General features: G+C 59.1%; 16 protein-coding genes. 12 read left to right on the top strand and 4 right to left on the bottom strand.

The window, feature by feature from the left end:
• Positions 1–94: 94 nt before the first annotated feature.
• From ACQR3R_RS08285 to ACQR3R_RS08240, 10 genes are all read left to right on the top strand, one after another.
• Positions 95–1,684 carry a ShlB/FhaC/HecB family hemolysin secretion/activation protein gene (locus ACQR3R_RS08285; protein ID WP_428271521.1) on the top strand — a complete coding sequence of 530 codons (1,590 nt, stop codon included), beginning with the start codon at positions 95–97 and terminating at the stop codon, positions 1,682–1,684.
• A 19-nt stretch (positions 1,685–1,703) separates the two neighbouring features.
• Positions 1,704–3,503, top strand: coding sequence for a DUF2341 domain-containing protein (locus ACQR3R_RS08280; protein WP_428271520.1), 1,800 nt, complete (start codon positions 1,704–1,706; stop codon positions 3,501–3,503).
• An 11-nt stretch (positions 3,504–3,514) separates the two neighbouring features.
• Complete coding sequence (locus ACQR3R_RS08275) at positions 3,515–3,940, top strand: biopolymer transporter ExbD (protein WP_428271519.1); 426 nt, start codon at positions 3,515–3,517, stop codon at positions 3,938–3,940.
• 2 nt (positions 3,941–3,942) lie between these two features.
• Positions 3,943–4,647, top strand: a complete 705-nt coding sequence (locus ACQR3R_RS08270; RefSeq protein ID WP_428271518.1) for a TonB C-terminal domain-containing protein — start codon at positions 3,943–3,945, stop codon at positions 4,645–4,647.
• Between the two features lie 37 nt (positions 4,648–4,684).
• Positions 4,685–6,385, top strand: a complete 1,701-nt coding sequence (locus tag ACQR3R_RS08265; protein ID WP_428271517.1) for a putative porin — start codon at positions 4,685–4,687, stop codon at positions 6,383–6,385.
• Positions 6,386–6,400: 15 nt separating this feature from the next.
• Complete coding sequence (locus ACQR3R_RS08260) at positions 6,401–7,030, top strand: hypothetical protein (protein WP_428271516.1); 630 nt, start codon at positions 6,401–6,403, stop codon at positions 7,028–7,030.
• A gap of 20 nt (positions 7,031–7,050) precedes the next feature.
• Positions 7,051–7,530 carry a YbjN domain-containing protein gene (locus tag ACQR3R_RS08255; protein ID WP_428271515.1) on the top strand — a complete coding sequence of 160 codons (480 nt, stop codon included), beginning with the start codon at positions 7,051–7,053 and terminating at the stop codon, positions 7,528–7,530.
• Positions 7,527–8,474: a peptidylprolyl isomerase gene (locus tag ACQR3R_RS08250; protein WP_428271514.1), complete on the top strand. Its 948-nt coding sequence runs from the start codon at positions 7,527–7,529 to the stop codon at positions 8,472–8,474. Before ACQR3R_RS08255 ends, ACQR3R_RS08250 begins: the two co-directional genes overlap by 4 nt.
• Before the next feature lie 34 nt (positions 8,475–8,508).
• Entirely contained in the window at positions 8,509–9,489 is a 981-nt protein-coding gene (locus ACQR3R_RS08245; RefSeq protein WP_428271513.1) for a LysR substrate-binding domain-containing protein, read from the top strand.
• Between the two features lie 227 nt (positions 9,490–9,716).
• Positions 9,717–10,238 carry a GNAT family N-acetyltransferase gene (locus ACQR3R_RS08240; protein WP_428271512.1) on the top strand — a complete coding sequence of 174 codons (522 nt, stop codon included), beginning with the start codon at positions 9,717–9,719 and terminating at the stop codon, positions 10,236–10,238.
• Between the two features lies 1 nt (position 10,239).
• Here the strand turns inward: ACQR3R_RS08240 and ACQR3R_RS08235 are convergent, their stop codons facing one another.
• A complete protein-coding gene (locus ACQR3R_RS08235; protein ID WP_428271511.1) occupies positions 10,240–10,932 on the bottom strand; it encodes an amino acid racemase in 693 nt (230 codons plus the stop codon).
• A gap of 160 nt (positions 10,933–11,092) precedes the next feature.
• Between ACQR3R_RS08235 and ACQR3R_RS08230 the strand changes: the two genes are divergently transcribed.
• On the top strand, positions 11,093–11,587 hold the full coding sequence (locus ACQR3R_RS08230; protein ID WP_428271510.1) for a hypothetical protein: 495 nt from the start codon (positions 11,093–11,095) through the stop codon (positions 11,585–11,587).
• A gap of 198 nt (positions 11,588–11,785) precedes the next feature.
• On the opposite strand, the gene ACQR3R_RS08225 is transcribed toward ACQR3R_RS08230, so the two are convergent.
• From ACQR3R_RS08225 to ACQR3R_RS08215, 3 genes are all read right to left on the bottom strand, one after another.
• A complete protein-coding gene (locus ACQR3R_RS08225) occupies positions 11,786–12,007 on the bottom strand; it encodes a hypothetical protein (protein WP_428271509.1) in 222 nt (73 codons plus the stop codon).
• 14 nt (positions 12,008–12,021) lie between these two features.
• Positions 12,022–13,449: a cytochrome-c oxidase, cbb3-type subunit I gene (ccoN, locus tag ACQR3R_RS08220; protein WP_428271508.1), complete on the bottom strand. Its 1,428-nt coding sequence runs from the start codon at positions 13,447–13,449 to the stop codon at positions 12,022–12,024.
• Between the two features lie 190 nt (positions 13,450–13,639).
• Positions 13,640–16,000, bottom strand: a complete 2,361-nt coding sequence (locus tag ACQR3R_RS08215; RefSeq protein WP_428271507.1) for a tetratricopeptide repeat protein — start codon at positions 15,998–16,000, stop codon at positions 13,640–13,642.
• A 214-nt stretch (positions 16,001–16,214) separates the two neighbouring features.
• On the opposite strand from ACQR3R_RS08215, the gene ACQR3R_RS08210 reads away from it, so the two are divergent.
• Positions 16,215–16,886 (top strand): DUF3313 family protein, encoded by a 672-nt coding sequence (locus ACQR3R_RS08210; RefSeq protein WP_428271506.1) that lies wholly within the window; start codon positions 16,215–16,217, stop codon positions 16,884–16,886.
• Positions 16,887–17,029 lie beyond the last annotated feature (143 nt).

The raw sequence follows: 17,029 nt of genomic DNA, 5'->3' as shown, positions 1-17,029 counted from the left end.
GCCTATGTGACGTGCTTGAGGAGGGCCGCAAGGCAACTTTTCCGGACGATGGCGAGATGCAGACGGTTTCGGTATTTCGAACTCAGGGGGTGGTGTGGAGCTTTTTTTCAAGTCGCGGGTGACGCTATTGAGCGGGCTGCTGGTAGCCGTCAGCGCTCAGCCGACGTTCGCTGAAGATGCGACGACGCCGACCAGATTGGTCGATGTGAACGAGTATTTTGTTCGCGGCAATACGGTGCTCGATGCCCAGGCTATCGAAGAAGCGGTCTATCCGTTTCTCGGTCCGCAAAAAGCCCTTGCCGATATAGAAGGCGCTCGCGATGCGTTGCAAAAAGCGTATCAGGCACACGGCTATCAATCGGTGTTTGTCGAGTTGCCTGAACAGAAGGTCGAGGACGGCATCGTCTATCTGCAAATAAGCGAAACCAAGGTCGGCCGGGTTCGTGTGGTGGGGGCCAAGCACTATTCCCCACTGGAGATCCGTGACCACGTACCGGCGCTGCAAGAGGACCAGGTTCCGGACTTCGCCAAGGTCCAGACCGAACTGGCACAGCTCAACAAAAACCCAGGCCGGCAGGTCATGCCGCTGGTGCGCGAGGGCCAACGGCCGGGCACCATGGACGTGGACTTGCAGGTTGAGGACCAAAACCCATGGCAAGCCAGTCTGGGCCTGAACAACGACTACAGCGCCGACACCGAGAAGCTGCGCAGTGTCGCCAGCCTTGGTTACAACAATCTGTGGCAACTGGGGCACAGCGTCTCCCTCACGTTCTTTACTGCACCGCAGGACACCTCCAACGCCAAAGTCTGGTCGGGCGCCTACACCGCGCCCATCAGCGAGCGCTGGAGCGTGCAGTTCTCCGGTTATCAGTCCGACAGCAACGTGGCGACCATCGGTGGCAGCAATGTGCTTGGCAAGGGCCATTCCTATGGTGTGTCGGCGATCTACACATTGCCCTCCAGTGGCAATTGGTCCAACTCGCTGTCAGCCGGTGTCGATTTCAAGGACTTCGATGAGCAGCTGAATTTCTCCGGCGACGTCGACAAGGTGCCGCTCAAATACGCGCCTTTCACCTTTGCCTATAACGGCTTTCGCTACACCGAAAACTCGCAATTGGGCTTGGGCCTGAGCCTGGTCGCGGGCACGCGCAGTTTTCTCGGCTACGGCAGTTCCGATGAAGATTTCGACTACAAACGCTACCGCGCCAGCCCCAGTTTTGCCGTGCTAAAGGGTGACAGCACGTACACCTTTACGTTTGGCAACGACTGGCAGAGCGCCAGTAAAGCCGCGTTTCAACTGGCCTCCGGACCGCTGGTCTCCAACGAACAATTCTCCGCCGGCGGCGCGACATCGGTTCGCGGCTATCTGGCCGCCGAACGCACCGGCGATGACGGGTTCCTGCTGAGTCAGGAACTGCGCACGCCGTCCCTCGCCAAGTACGTGGGCAGTTACGTCCAGGAGTGGCGTTTGTATGCCTTCGCCGAAGGCGCCCAGTTGTCCTTGCGCGACGAACTTCCCGATCAGGACGCGAGTTATGCCTTGGCCAGTGTCGGCCTCGGCACCCGCGCAAGCTTGAGCAAATGGCTCTCCGGCAGCCTCGATTGGGGCTACCCGTTGCTTGAAGGGCCGAACACCTCGAAACAGGAATCGCGCCTGCATTTCAACCTGCAAGCGACATTCTGAACCTACGGAGTAATTTTTCATGCAGCGCTTATTTCTCGCATTCTTGATCTGCCTGGGCTTCGTGCTTCCGGCAACCGCGCAGGCCTGGTGGCAGGACGATTGGCATTACCGCAAACAAATATCGATCGACACCACGCCTCAGGGCGCGGCGATCAACCAGGCATTGGGTCGCACCGCATTGCTGGTGCGCCTGCACACCGGCAACTTCACGTTTGATGGCGTGAAGGAGGACGGATCGGACCTGCGTTTTGTCGCTGCCGACGACAAGACAGTGCTCAATTATCAGATCGAAAGTTTTGATCCACTGATGGGCATGGCGTTGATCTGGGTGGATGTACCGAAAGTTGAGGGCGGCCAGCGTCAAGACCTCTGGATGTATTACGGCAACCCGAAAGCGCCAGCCACCGGCAACGGGCAACTGACGTTCGACCCCAATTACACCGCGCTCTACCACTTCGATGGCGCCAGTGGCACACCGGCCAAAGACACCACGGCGTATGGCAACACGGCGCAAAGTGCAACCGGCTCCAGCATCGATGGTGTGATCGGGCGGGCGTTGCTGTTCGAGGGTAAGCCGCTACTGTTACCAGCCAGCCCATCGCTGCAACACAGCGCGGGCAGTGCGTTCACCTTCAGCGCTTGGGCGCGACTGGACCAGGCCAATGGCGAGCAGTTGCTGTTGGCCCGCCGCGAGGGCGAACACAGCCTGCTGTTGGGTTTGAATCAGGGCATGCCGTTTGTGGAAATCGACGGTCACCGGGCTGTATCGACTCAAGCCCTGAACCCCGGGCAATGGCAACACCTGGCACTGACCGCCGAAGGCAGCAATGTTTTGCTGTATGTACAAGGCCGGGTAACCGCGAGCCTCGCGCTTGCCATGCCCGCCTTCAACTCGGTCATCGCCGTCGGCGCGGACCTCGCCGCAGGGCTTTCCGTGCCATTTGCCGGCGCCATGGATGAATTGCGCCTGTCCAAGGTCGCGCGGCCTGCTGCGCAGTTACTGGCCGAGGCGAGCGCTCAAGGCGCCGAATCAAAACTGGTGGCTTACGGCGTCGATGAGCAACAGTCTGGTTACGGCTTCGGCAGTCTCGGTTTTCTGTTAAACGCGGTACCGATGGATGCTTGGGTGATCATCGCGGTGCTGGTGCTGATGATGTTCCAGTCGTGGGTGATCATGATCCGCAAGAATCGCATGGTCAGCCGGGTGAGCACCGCCAATGAGGCTTTTCGCGAGCAGTTCGCCAAAGTCGGCACGCGCCTGGAAATGTTTGCCGACGACCAAAACCTCGCACAACGTCTGCAGGATTCGTCGCTGTGGCGTCTGTACCAGGTAGCCGTCAAGGAGATTCGCACCCGCCGCGAGCAGGGCGCTGACACTTCGTCGGTTTCGGCGGCGACCATCGAAGCCATCCGCTGCTCGATGGACGGCGTGCGCACCCGCGAAAACCAGGCCCTCAGCTCAAAACTCTCGACCTTGTCCAATGCCATTGCCGGCGGGCCCTACATCGGCCTGCTCGGGACGGTGTTGGGGATCATGGTGGTGTTCCTGGGCACGGCGATGGCCGGCGACGTCAACATCAACGCCATCGCACCCGGCATGGCCGCCGCGTTGCTGGCCACGGCCATGGGGTTGTTCGTCGCGATCCCTGCGCTGTTTGGCTACAACCGCCTGATCACGCGCAACAAGGAAGTCAGCGCTGACATGCGCGTGTTTGTCGACGAGTTCATTACCCGTCTGGCGGAAATGCACGGCGAAAGTCAGTTCAGCGAAGCGGCTCATCGCCGTGGCAACCACACCAACACGCCCGTAACGGCCTGAGGAGGATCGCCATGGCTTCTGTAAATGTCTCCCACGACGACGAAGATGACGCGGCCGTGGACACGATCAACATCACGCCTTTGGTCGACGTGCTGATGGTGGTGTTGGTGATGTTCATCCTCACGGCCACTGCGCAGGTGTCGGGTATTCAGATAAACCTGCCCAAGGCCAGCGCTTCGGTGTCTTTGTCCGAAGCCAAGACCAAGGCGATCTCGGTCAACGATGGCGGTCAAGTGTTCCTCGATGCCTACCCCGTGACCCTCGCGGAGCTGGAAGACCGTTTGCGCATCGAGAAGGCACAGAACCCTGATTTTCCCGTCATCGTGCGCGGTGACGCCATGGTGCAGTACCAGAAGGTTATCGAGGTCCTGGACCTGTTACGTCGCCTGGAACTGTCCCAGGTCGGTCTTGTGACCGGCAAACCGAACCAGGGCTGACCATGACCGCACAACAATCCTCCAAACCGGTGTCGCGCAAAACGCCACCCTTGCGCCTTGTGAAGTGGGGTGCAGGGGTACTGATCGCGGGTTTCGCTGCCTGGTTTCTCTGGCAGTGGGCCAACGACATGAGCGGTATACGCCGCGAAGCACCTAAGGTGCCGACCATTATTCCGTTGCCGCCACCACCACCTCCGCCTCCGGAAAAACCGCCGGAGCCGGAAACACCCGTGGAAGAAAAAATACTCGAGCCGCAACCCACACCTGAGCCCGAAGAGGTCAAGCCGCAGGAGGAAGCACCGCCGTCGCCCGCCAATGACTTGGCGAACCCGATGCAAATCGACGGCGATGCGCAGTCGGGGAACGACGGTTTCAACATCGGTGCGGGCAAGGGCGGCGGCATGGCCGGTTCCGGTGGGGGCCGTGTGGGCAACGGCACCTACAGCCAGTTCCTCGCGTTCACTTTCCAGCGCCTGCTACGGGAGAACCCTGAGCTGCGCAACCTGGCGTTTTCGCTACAGGCCGATGTGTGGCTGAGCGCGGCGGGCGAAATCACCCGCGTCGAGCTGATCCGGTCCAGTGGCAAACCCGAGATTGACGCGCAGGTTATGGATGCATTGCGTAGCGCGCCGCACCTGAACGAACGGCCTCCGGCCACTTTGACTTTACCCGTGCGCCTGTCCTTGCAAGGACGGCGTCCGGGTTAACCCAAATTTCAGTTTTGCCCAAAGGAGTTGTGTGCAAATGATTTTCAACGTGAATCGATTGTCCCTGGCGGTCGGCATGGTCATGGCGACCCTGATCGGGCCTGCGCTGGCAACGCCTGCGCCCTCGGAAAACGCCACGATCAATCTGATCCGCTTACTGGTCGAGCAGGGCATTTTGAAACAGGACAAGGCTGACGCACTGATTGCCCAGGCCCAAAACGAAGCGACGCAAGCGCGCCAGTCGGCCAATGCACCAACCGCCGTGGCTACAGGCCCAGTCGCAGCGCCGGGTGATGTGCGGGTGCAATACGTACCGACGGCCGTTCGTGATCAGATTCGCGACCAGGTCAAGGCTGAGGTCATGGCCACCGCCAAGCAAGAGAACTGGGCCCAACCCAACACCTTCCCGGATTGGGTTTCACGCATCAGTTTCGACGGCGATATACGCCTGCGTGACGAGTCGCGCTATTACTCAGGCACCAACAGTAACGAAATCGTCGACTTCGCCAAGCTCAATAACAGTGGCCCCTACGACGTCAATCCCAATAGCAGCACCAGCCTGCCGCCGCTGCTCAACACCCGCGAAGACCGCGAAAACCTGTTCCGCCTGCGGGCACGCCTTGGCATGAAAGCGGTGATCTCACCGGAATGGACCGCCGGTATCCGCATTGGCACCGGGTCCGACAATAACCCGGTGTCCACCACTCAAACGCTGGGTGGTGGTTTCGCCAAGAAAGACATCTGGCTGGACCAGGGTTATCTGAACTGGAAGCCGTCGGACTCACTGACGCTGACCGGCGGACGGTTTGCCAATCCGTTCCTGTCCACTGACATGCTGTATTCCAACGACTTGAATTTTGACGGTGTGGCGGCGATTTTCGACCGCAAACTCAACCGCGATTGGGGGGTGTTTGGCACCGTGGGCGCATTCCCGGTGGAGTACACCAACGACACCACGAGCAGCAACGGTTTCGACAAGGAAGACAGCGCCAACAAGTGGCTGTACGGCGCGCAAATTGGTGCCAAGTGGGCAATCAACAGCAATAACCGCCTCAAGGGTGCACTGGCGTATTACCGTTTCGACGACATCGAAGGCCAACGCTCGAGCCCTTGCGAACCGTGGGCCGGCGCACCGGGCTGCGACACCGATGGCACCCGTTCGGCGTTCATGCAGAAGGGCAACAGCGTGTTCCTGTTGCGCGACATCACCCCCAACCCACTCAGCCCGGCTACCACGCCGCAGCCTCAATTCGTCGGGCTGGCGTCCGAGTTCAATCTGTTGGACCTGAACGTGGTGTGGGACGCCGACCTGCCTGAAAACTTCAAATTGCGCAGCCAGGGCAACTACATCCACAACCTTGGATATGACGAAGGCGATATGCGCAAACGCTCGGGCGGGCAGATAGTTAACAACCTCGACAGCGACGGCAATATCGAAAGCGGCGCCAATGCCTGGATGGTTCAGTTCACGCTCGGCAACGAGCTGGAGCTGAAGAAGCAGGGCGACTGGAATTTCTTTGCTGGCTACAAGTACATCCAGCCCGATGCGTTACCGGACGGTTTCAACGATTCGTCGTTCCACCTCGGCGGCACTAACGCCAAAGGTTACTTCCTGGGTGGCAACTACGGTCTGGCCAAGAACGTGGTCGCGACCGGTCGCTGGTTGAGTTCCGAGGCGGTGTACGGCGCGCCGTTCGACATCGATGTCTTGCAGCTAGAAATCAACACGCGCTTCTAAGGCGCAGGAGGCTACATGAACGCAAAATTCCTGTTGCTTGCGATCACGCTGCTGGTGGCTCAGGGCGCTAGCGCCGAAGGCATGGAAGAGCGCCTGCGCACTCAATTGCGCAGCACCACCCAACAGTTGCAAGCCCTGCAAACCCAGCAAGCCCAAGTCAGCGCCGCGCAATTGGCGGCGCAGGGTGAGGCCAAGGCTGCGCAGGCGCAGATCAAGCAACTGACAGCCGAGCTGGCCAGGGCCAAAGGCATGGCCGAGCAATTGGCCGGCCAGCAAGACAGCTTGCGCAGCCAGGCCCAGGCACAAGCAGCCAACAGCAGCGAGCAAATTGGCAAGTTCAAGCAGGCCTACGACGAGTTGCTGGTCATGGCTCGAGCCAAAGAAACCGAGCGCGCCAAGCTTCAAGTGCAATTGGCCGAACGTGACACACAAATGCAGCAATGTTCGGTCAAGAATCAACAGATGTACGGCGTGGCTAAAGAGCTGCTTGCGGCCTACGAAAAAATCGACGTCGCCGAGGTCATGAAGATACGCCAACCGTTTGCCGGTGGCGCACGGGTCAAGTTCGAAGAGCTGGCCCAAGGCTTTGGCGACGAGCTCTACAAAACGCAATTCGACGCGCCTCGGGCCGCAGTCGCTCACTAACCACCAGGGAAGAACTTCACATGACTCAATTGATCTCGCACGTATCGCCATTGGCCCTGACCGAAGTGCTGCAAGCCGCCGGTTACCGGGTGAACGAAACCGAGCAAAACGGCATCGTACAGTTGTTGAGCGCGAGCCAAGGCATCGGCTATTCCGTGCGTTTCGGCAACCCGGCCCTGGAGCATGGCCATTTTGTGGACTTCACCTTCAGTTGCGCCCTGCGCGTGCAGGGCGAATTGCCCGCAGGCATTGCAGAACTGTGGAATGCCTCGCGCCGCTTCGCCCGATTGTCAGTGCAGGGTGAGTTCCTGGTGATGGAAATGGACGTTGTGGTGGCGGCTGGCGTGAGCGCCGATCACCTGCGTGGCAACCTTGAACTGTGGGATCGCTTGCTTCAGGAGTTCATCGTTTACCTGCGCGAGTTCAGCCAAAACGCTGCGCAGATGCGGGCACCTGATGCGACCGTAGAAGCGCCGGAACACGAGGAGTCAGCCCTGTGAAAAAAAGCACGGTAGTGGCCAGCGCCGGTGCGCTGGCCGTATTGGTGGTCGCAGTGGCGTTGGGTGTAAAACCGGGTAACGATCCGGTGGCGGCACCACAGCCTGTGCGTTCGGCACCGACCGCAAATGAGCCCGCCGTGGCGCAACTTGGCAATCAAAGGGTTGCACCTGAAGAACTCAAAGCGCTACTTGCCACGTTGCCGCCAGCCTCTCGCGAGCAACTGAGGGGCAATCGGCAGGCGCTTGAAGGCTGGATTCGTTCGCGTCTGGCCGAGAAAGCCGTGCTCGAACAAGCCGATGCCCAAGGCTGGCGTCAGCGGCCCGACATTGAGGTGCAAATGCGTGCTGCCACTGAGCAAATCATCTTTCGCGACTACTTGCAGTCGGTCAGCCAGGTGCCGCCAGGTTATCCCGCCGAAGCCGAGTTGCAGCAGGCATACGACGCCGGTAAATCGGGCTGGGTAACGCCACCGATGTACCGGGTCAGCCAGATTTTCCTCAGCGTCAGCGATCCGCAAAGCCTTGAGGCGGTGCGTAAGCAAGCCTTGGAATTAAGCAAAAAGGCCCAGGCAGCACCGAGCGAGTTTGCCGCGCTGGCGAGTCAGTATTCGCAAGATCGTGCCAGCGCCGAAACAGGGGGCGATACCGGTTTGCAACCCTTGCAGCAACTGGTTCCTGAAGTGCGCGGTGCGGTGTCGCGATTGAAAGTGGGGGCGGTGTCGGAGCCGCTGCAGAGTGCTGCGGGTTTTCATGTGATCAAACTCACTGAGCAGCAACCTGCACGCGTGGCATCGCTGGACGAACTGCGCGAACGCTTGACCCAGGCCTTGCGTGCCCAGCGCCAGGAGCAAATTGCCAAGGCATATCTGGACGGCATGCTCAATACCGCCACGCTCAGTATCGACGGGGCCGCGCTGAACAAAGTGCTGGAGGAAAAACTCTAGCGCCAACGTAACAAGATCGACAGGGAGTCATTAAATGACGTTTACACAACCCATGGCGCATCCAGGTGTGAGCCAATACCTGGCCTCGGGGCTGGCATCCGAATCCTGGCTGGCGTTGGCCGGCGAGATCGATGCCCAGGTGGTGCAGTATTTTATGGTTAGCGCCCGCTGCGCGTGTTTCATGCAGGCGGCGCGCAGCCTGAACGTGCGGGCCAGCCTGTTGCGCAAAGACTTGGCGCAGTTGGAAAGTCAGTTGCAGCGCACGTTGTTCGAGTTTCACGGCAGTGCTTTGACGCTCAGCCACGATGGCCAGAAATTGCAAGCACAGCTGATAGCGCTGGCCCACGAACGCGACATGCCGGTGACCGAACAACCATTGATTCGCCTGGCCGTGGCCGAGTCGATCCTGCATGACATTCTCGGCCGAGACCTAGTTTCGTTGCTGCGACGCAACGCCAGTGTGCGCCTGGACATCATTACCCTGGACAGTGAGCTGAGCTTGCAAGCGGTGACTGCCGATGTGGTGTTGTGGCTGGCCGACACCAATTCATCGCTGCCCGGCCCGAGTTTTGCCATCAGCGAACCGCTGCCGATGGCGCGACTGAATTACCTGCCGCACATTGCCAAGCGCTATTCGCGGGTCACGTCGCGCCCCGACAGCCTGGAGGATCTGTCTGATTTCCTGTTGGTGCAATGGCAGCACGATAGCCAAGTCGATAGCTTCGGGCCCTGGAATAGTCTGGTGGAGCAACGCCTGGCTGGCGTGGTGCAACTGCACTCCTATGAATTGATGCTGGAGATGATTCGATGCAGCGCCTGCATTGGTTTGCTGCCAGGCTACATGAGCCAGTTCGACCGTGGCCTGATCGCTCTGCCTGGGCTGTTCAGCCAGCCAATGCAGCGCCAGGCGTGGATGGCGGTCAATGCCCGCTCCGAAGGCGAGGCCCAAGTGCGGATGATCGTCAAGCTGATTCACAACGCCTTCAACGAACGCCGGGAGTGGTTCGACAGCTGATCGGCGGTGAAGGCCGAGATTGTTGTGGTTAACGCAGGCTCCTACGGTTCGGTGGTGAAGGCCGGATTGTTGTGATTAACGCAAATCCCTTAGGAAACCGGCTTGCCGGTGATGGCGATTCCGAAGACGCCATCACTGGCAAGCCAGGCTCTCGCATGGGTTCTGGCCACAATGAATTACCGCGTTGTAGAGTAAGCGGCCATGTCTGTATCACGGATGAACCACCCATGACCGCTGCTGATTCCTTTATCACCCTCGAGCGTTTCAACGAAACCCACATTGAGGGCATTACCGCGCTGTACAACGATCCGGCCATCACCCGCCAGGTGCTGCAAATGCCCTTTCAATCGACCGAGGTCTGGCGCAAACGCCTGGCACCGGACAATGAACGGGTGGTGCAACTGGTAGCGCTGCATCAAGGCGTTGTTGTCGGCAATATTGGCTTGGAGCAGTTTTCGCGGATTCGCCGCAGTCATGCCGGCAACCTCGGTATGGGCGTTGCGCAGGCGTGGCAGGGTAAAGGGGTGGGTTCAAAGCTGTTGGCGGCGGCGCTGGAAGTCGCCGACAACTGGATGAACCTGCACCGGGTGGAGCTTTCGGTGTACGCCGATAACGAAGCCGCCATTGCGTTGTACCGCAAGTTCGGCTTCGAGGACGAAGGCCTGTTTCGTGACTATGCCGTGCGCGACGGCGGCTTGGTAGATGCCTTGAGCATGGCGCGTCTGCGGCGCACGCCCAAGGCGGGTTGAGTCAGTCGCCCAGAGCAAACGCCACCGCCGCCTGCGCATGCAGTTCGGTGGTGTCGAACAAGGGCAGGGCGCTGTCTTCGGGTTTGATCAGCAGGCTGATTTCGGTGCAGCCGAGGATGATTGCCTGGGCGCCGCGTTGGGTCAGGGCTTCGATGACCTGCTGATACACCTTGCGCGATGCCTCGCTGATCACTCCCACACACAATTCGTCATAAATTATTCGGTGCACCGCTTGCCGCTGCGATTCCTCTGGCACCAGCACGGTTAAACCCATTGCGGTCAAACGTTGTTTGAGAAAATCCTGCTCCATGGTGAACGCTGTGCCGAGCAACCCCACCTTCAGCAATTGCGCGTCGACCGCTGCCTGGCCGGCAGGTTCGGCAATGTGCAAAAACGGGATACTGATCGCGGCCTGAATCTGTTCGGCCACTTTGTGCATGGTGTTGGTACACAGCACCACACAGTCCGCTCCGCCGGCCTCAAGCCGCTTGGCCGCGTCGACCAGAATCGCTGCTGCATCGTCCCAGCGTCCGGCGTGTTGAGCCTGTTCGACCGGCCCGAAGTCAACGCTGTACATCAGCAACTTCGCTGAGCGCAACGGCCCGAGGCGGTCGCGAACCTGTTGGTTGATGAGGCGGTAATATTCGGCGCTGGACTCCCAGCTCATGCCGCCGATAAGGCCGATTGTGCGCATGATGTGTTCCTGTTGAGGGCTGACGGACGATCCTACAGTGCCCGCGATTCCAGTGCCGCGTAAACCTGCAAGTTACCAATTGGCGTTTAGTCGTACGCCGATGGCGCGCATCTGCCATGCTCAAAGTCCGCAGCACTGCTTCAACCAAAGGAACACCGCAATGGATGACGTACAGCAACTGGGCGAGATGCTTCGCCACTACGCAGAAAGCGAAGCGCACAAGAAGCAGATGTTTGAGTCGCAATCGGCCGTGTGGGCGACGCGCATTGGTGAGCTGTTCGACCAGATCCAGCAGTGGCTGGAACCGGTTCAAGCACCGAACCTGCTGGAGGTCAGCCGCGAGATGTACATCGCTTCCGGGCCGAGTGTGCCCGCCGAAACGTCCACCTTCAAAACCGAGAAGCTGTCTATCGTGATCGCTGGTAAACCGGTGGAGTTCGTGCCGGATGTGATGGGCGCCGGGGGTCAGATTTCACTGGCCGTGATGGGGTTGACCGCAGCGCGTTATGGCAGCATTTCGCTGGTCTGCCTGCCGCCGTCCACTAGCTGGCAGTGGCGCAAGACCAACGGCCTGAAAGACCCGGACACCTTCGCCTTCGACGCAAATTTCCTGGCGCAGCAGCTGCAGAGCCTGATCCCCCGCGAACGCGGCTGATCCCCAAGATACACGCAAAACCTGTGGGAGCGAGCCTGCTCGCGGTTGCGGATCGGCATTCAAAATTGATGCAGGCTGATCCGCCGTCGTCGCGCGCAGGCTCGCTCCCACAGGGGTTAGTGCTGATCCCAAACCTCGTGCTCAACGCCTAACCAGAGTGAGAGCGAGCCTGCTCGCGATGGAGCCCGTAGCCTTGGCTCAAACCTCCCAATTAACCCACCCAGGCTTGGCGACCTCTGGCGCAACCGCATTCACAGTCTTGCCGGTTGCCAACTCCACACGCCGGGCCACTTGCGGGTCATCCGCAAACGGTATCAGGCTGGCCTCCTCAAGACTCTGCGCCGTTTGCCGTTTCAGGCTGTATCCAACCGCCAGCCAAAGCCCCACGACGCCTAAACTTCCCAGCACAAAATCGATCATCTCAAGTTCCCGCCTCAGGCTATCTGCGCTTCACGTTCAGCCATCTCGACGCTCGACACACGCACGGTTCGCCACACGTTGTAAGCCATCAGCAGCATCCCGCTGAGGAAGCACACGCCGCCAGCAAAACGCACCGCGAACCCCGGATGACTCGCCTGCAACGCTTCAACAAACGAATAGGTCAGCGTGCCGTCGTCGTTGATCGCGCGCCACATCAAGCCTTGGGTTATGCCATTGACCCACATCGAGGCGATGTACAGCACCGTGCCGATGGTCGCCAGCCAGAAGTGCAGGTTGATCAGCGGCGTGCTGAACATCTGCTCGCGACCAAAGACCTTGGGCACCATGTGGTAGACCGCGCCAAACGTGATCATGGCCACCCAGCCCAAGGCACCTGCGTGAACGTGGCCGATGGTCCAGTCGGTGTAGTGGGAGAGGGCGTTGACGGTTTTGATCGCCATCATCGGCCCTTCGAACGTCGACATGCCGTAAAACGCCAGCGACAGCACCAGGAACCGCAGGATCGGATCGGTACGCAATTTATGCCAGGCCCCCGACAGCGTCATCATTCCGTTGATCATCCCGCCCCAGCTCGGCGCCAGCAGAATCAACGACATCGCCATGCCCAGCGACTGCGCCCAGTCTGGCAGTGCGGTGTAGTGCAAATGGTGCGGGCCGGCCCAGATGTACAGGGTGATCAGTGCCCAGAAATGCACGATCGACAAGCGATAGGAATACACCGGCCTACCCACCTGCTTCGGCACAAAGTAATACATCATCCCGAGAAAACCGGTGGTCAAAAAGAAACCGACAGCATTGTGTCCGTACCACCATTGAACCATCGCATCGGTGGCGCCCGAATACACCGGGTAAGACTTGAACCAGCTCACTGGAATCGACAGGTGATTGACCACGTGCAACATGGCAATCACCACGATGAACGCGCCAAAGAACCAGTTGCCGACGTAGATGTGGTGCGTCTTGCGCTGCACCACGGTGGTGAAAAACACCACGGCATAAGCCACCCAGACCACGGTCATCCACACCGCGCCGGTGAATTCGATTTCGGCGTATTCCTTGGTCGTGGTGTAGCCCAGCGGCAGGCTGATCAGCATGATCACGATCACTGATTGCCAGCCCCAGAACGTGAACGCCGCGAGCGTGTCCGAAAACAGCCGCACCTGGCAGGTACGCTGCACCGCGTAATAGCTGGCGGCGAATTGCGCGCTGCCGGCGAAACCGAAAATCACCAGGCTGGTGTGCAGTGGACGCAAGCGGCCGAAGGTAGTCCATGGCAGGTCGAGGTTCATTTCGGGCCACACCAGTTGCGAGGCGATCCACACGCCCATGGCCATCCCCACGACACCCCAGACGATAGTTGCGACGATGAATTGGCGAACGACCTTGTAGTTATAGGCCTGCCCGATTGTTGCTGTGCTCATGGTCAATGCTTCCACGGTTGCAAAGGCGTTCCAGACCTTGCGGCCTGACATGCCGTGCACTGTAGAAACACTGCCCTGAACAAAACAGACTCAGGAAAACATCATTTATACGGATCAGATGGCGCATCAGCCCGCGGCGTTCTGCCGCGGGCTGATATGGTTTTTGGTACCGGCGCGCCCGTCAGGGAGATCACTTCAACGCTGGATCACCCATGTTCATCTTCTTCCAGCCTTGCAGCAGTACCTGGGCTTTTGGCTCCTGGCCATTTTCGAGGTAGTACTGGATCAGCGACAGCCGCGCATTGCGATTGGCCGGTTGGACTTTCAGCAGTCGTTCCAGCTCCTCACAGGCTTGATCGACCTTGCCGCTGTCGTGCAACGCCACCGCCAACACGTAACCGAACTGGCCGTTCTGCGGTTCCAGTTGCGCGGCTTTACGCAGCACCGCAATGGCTTGCTCGGTCTTGCCTGCACGCACCAGCGATAAGCCTTGCGTGTGCTGCAGCAGCGCCGCGTCCGGGTGCTCCTTGACGCTTTGCGCCAGTAGCGTTTGAGCTTCCTGACCGCGACCATTGGCCTCCAGCCACTGCACCAGCGTCACCAGCGCCGGGTAGAAATCCGGGTCGCGCTTGAGTGCCGTACGCAGTAACGCCTCGACCTCCCCGCTGCGGCCGCTGGCCTGATACAACATGGCCAGGTTGAGGTTGGCTTCAGCACGCTCGGCGAGACTCTTTTGCACGTCCTCATATTCGGCGATTGCTGTGTTCCAGTTGGCCTGCGCATCACCCAAACCATTGCGCGCCACACTCAGCAAATCACGTGCTGCGGCAATCCGCACCGCTTTCACCGGATCGCTCAACAACGGAGTCAGCAAGGGCGCTCGTTCTGGTGGTGGCAAGAAAGCGCTGATGGCCCGCACGGCGCTTTCGCGCACTTGCGGTGCCGGGTTGCGCAAGTCATTGGTGGCCAACTTCAGCGCTTGTTCACTTGGGTACAGCGGCAATTCGGCGAGCAAGGTTGCGCGCTGAATGGCGGGCAAATTGCTGCGCTGCAATTGTTCATATAAGGCGTTTGCGGCACCCGGTTGGCCATTGCGAATCAACCACAGGCTTTCGTCGTAGCGCGGTGCCTGAACGGCAGAGGCGTTGGCCGTATTCCACAGCTTGAATTGCTCGGTGACCTTATCGCCAGCCTTGCCTTGGTGACAGGTGAGACAGGCGTCGGGCGTGCCGAGCTTCTTCGCGCGTTCCGGGTTCGGGATGCTAAAGCTGTGGTCGTGCCGGAAGTCGTTGCCCATGTAGAACTTGCCGGGCATGTGGCAATCCACGCACTGCGAACCAGGTTGACCCATGGTGTGACGGGTGTGCTCGATAGAATCATAATTCTTGGCTTGCAAGCCTTTGCCATCGACACCTTCCACCGTGGTCTTGCCCGCCGTGTTGTGGCATTGCAGGCACACACCATTGCCGGGCGCCTTCAACTCGGTGCTGTGTGGATTGTGGCAGTTGCTGCAGCGCACGCCTTTGTCGAACATCTTGCTTTGGGCAAAAGACCCGTGCTCGAACACTTCGTCCTTGATCTTGCCGTCCAGTGCATACAGTTCGCGGGTCAGGGCACTTGGCAGGTAGTCATCCATCAAGCGCTTGCCGACGGTGTAGCCGTCACCCAACGGCGCACGACGCGAGTGGCAGCGCGCGCAGGTTTCGATTTCGACCGTGGCGTTCTTGTCCTTGAGGTCCACGGCAAACCCTGCATGAATCAAATCGCCTTTTTTCGCCGTCCATTCCAGGTGATTGGAGGCTGGGCCGTGACACGCCTGGCAGCCAACGCCCAAGCTGTTCCAGTGACTGTCGAAGGTGTTTTTGGAGGCATCGAAATTACGCTTGTAACCCGTGGTGTGGCACTCGACGCACATGAAATTGGCGTTCTGGCTCGGTTTGCTCCAGTGCAACGGGTTCTTGAAGTTCACGCCCTGGCCTGGATACAAATGAAACCAGCGGTTTTTTTCGGTATCCCACGCCACGCCCAAGGCTTGCAAGCGGCCTTCGCCCACCTCGATCAAATACTGCTGCAACGGCGCGATGCCGAAGGTATAGGCCACTTTGAAGTCATTGTTCTTGCCATCGATGCCGGGCGTGTTAACCCAAAAGCCATCGCCCTTGCGTGAAAAACGGGTGGTTTCGTTTTCGGCCTTGATGGTGATGTCTTTGAAGTCACCCAGCACGGTATCGGCAGTGGCTTCCTGCATCGCCAATTGGTGATGCGACCCTTGCCAGTCTTTAACCTGCTCACTGTGGCAGCCTTGGCACTGCTGCTCATCGACCATCTTCGCGGGGGCCATGGCAACAGGTTGCGGTTTGGCAGGCTGGACCACGGGCGCCTTGGCCGGCGCATAAGCCACAGGCTTCGGCTTGCTGCTGAACAAAAACCAGCCGATACCGACAACGGCGAGTAACAACACGCCGATGGTGACGGGAAACACGTAGCGGTTAACAAGGTTCGGTTGCGAATCAGGGTTTGGCTTTTCGTTTCTATTATTATGTTTCGGCATTGCGACTTCCGTAGTCCAGGTGCGTTTGCCAGGCGGCGCGCGTTCAAGCTGGGTGCAGCTTTGCTGGATGGCTGGCACATGTCAAATGAGGCGTGTGACCGGGCTCGCAGCCTTAGATGAATAGTGTGATTTAGTGAGGCGAAACGCTGTGGATTGGCTATACCTGTAACACTCTTTCCAGCACTGTTATCTGTCGACTTACAGGAGTTACAGCATGAAGCTAGCGTTAATGATGAGCACTCTGTGCATTGCCTCGATTGGCATGGTGGGTTGTGCAAGCAAAGTCGTCGAGCCGGATCAGTATTCAGGATTTCTAAAGGACTATAGTCAGCTCAAAGAAGCACAATCCCCATCGGGCGCGACAGTGATGCGCTGGATGGACCCCAAGCTTGATGTCAATAAATTCACCAGTGTCTACATCGAACCGACGCAGCTTTATCCCAAGCCGCAACCGACTGTAAAAATCCCTCAATCCACCTTGAATGGCATCACTGGTTATTACGATCAGGCACTGAAGCGCGAACTGGGTAAATCGTTGCCATTGGCAACCGGCCCAGGCCCCGGTGTGATCGTGGTGCGGGCGGCGATTACCGCCGTCAGCAGTAAAACCGAAGGCTTGAAGCCTTATGAAGTGATCCCGATTGCCTTGGTAGCGGCAGCGGTCAGCAGTGCCAGCGGCATTCGTGACCAGGAAACCGACCTGGCTACCGAAGCTGTGTTCCTGGATGGCGGCGACAATCACGTACTGGCGCAAGTAGTACGCAAAGGCACCGGCAAGCCGCTGGAGAACGATTCGCAAGTGATGAAGGCCGATGATGTAAAAAGCGTGATCGATGGCTGGGCATCGGACCTGCATCAGTCGTATCTGAAGCTCAAAGCCAAATAACAACGCGCCCCGGTCTGTCAGGCTTGCCTCAACGGTGTGTAGCAATCCTGGCCCATTGCTGAATCGGCTGGCGCCATCGCCAGCAGGCTGTCTCCCACAGTGGATCTTCGTCATGCACACACTCTGTGCATTGCCCAGATTCA

The sequence above is a fragment of the Gordonia sp. IEGM753 genome, assembly GCF_050321825.1.
Taxonomy (GTDB): Bacteria; Pseudomonadota; Gammaproteobacteria; order Pseudomonadales; family Pseudomonadaceae; genus Aquipseudomonas.
This window is presented reverse-complemented; position numbering and strand designations above follow the sequence as displayed.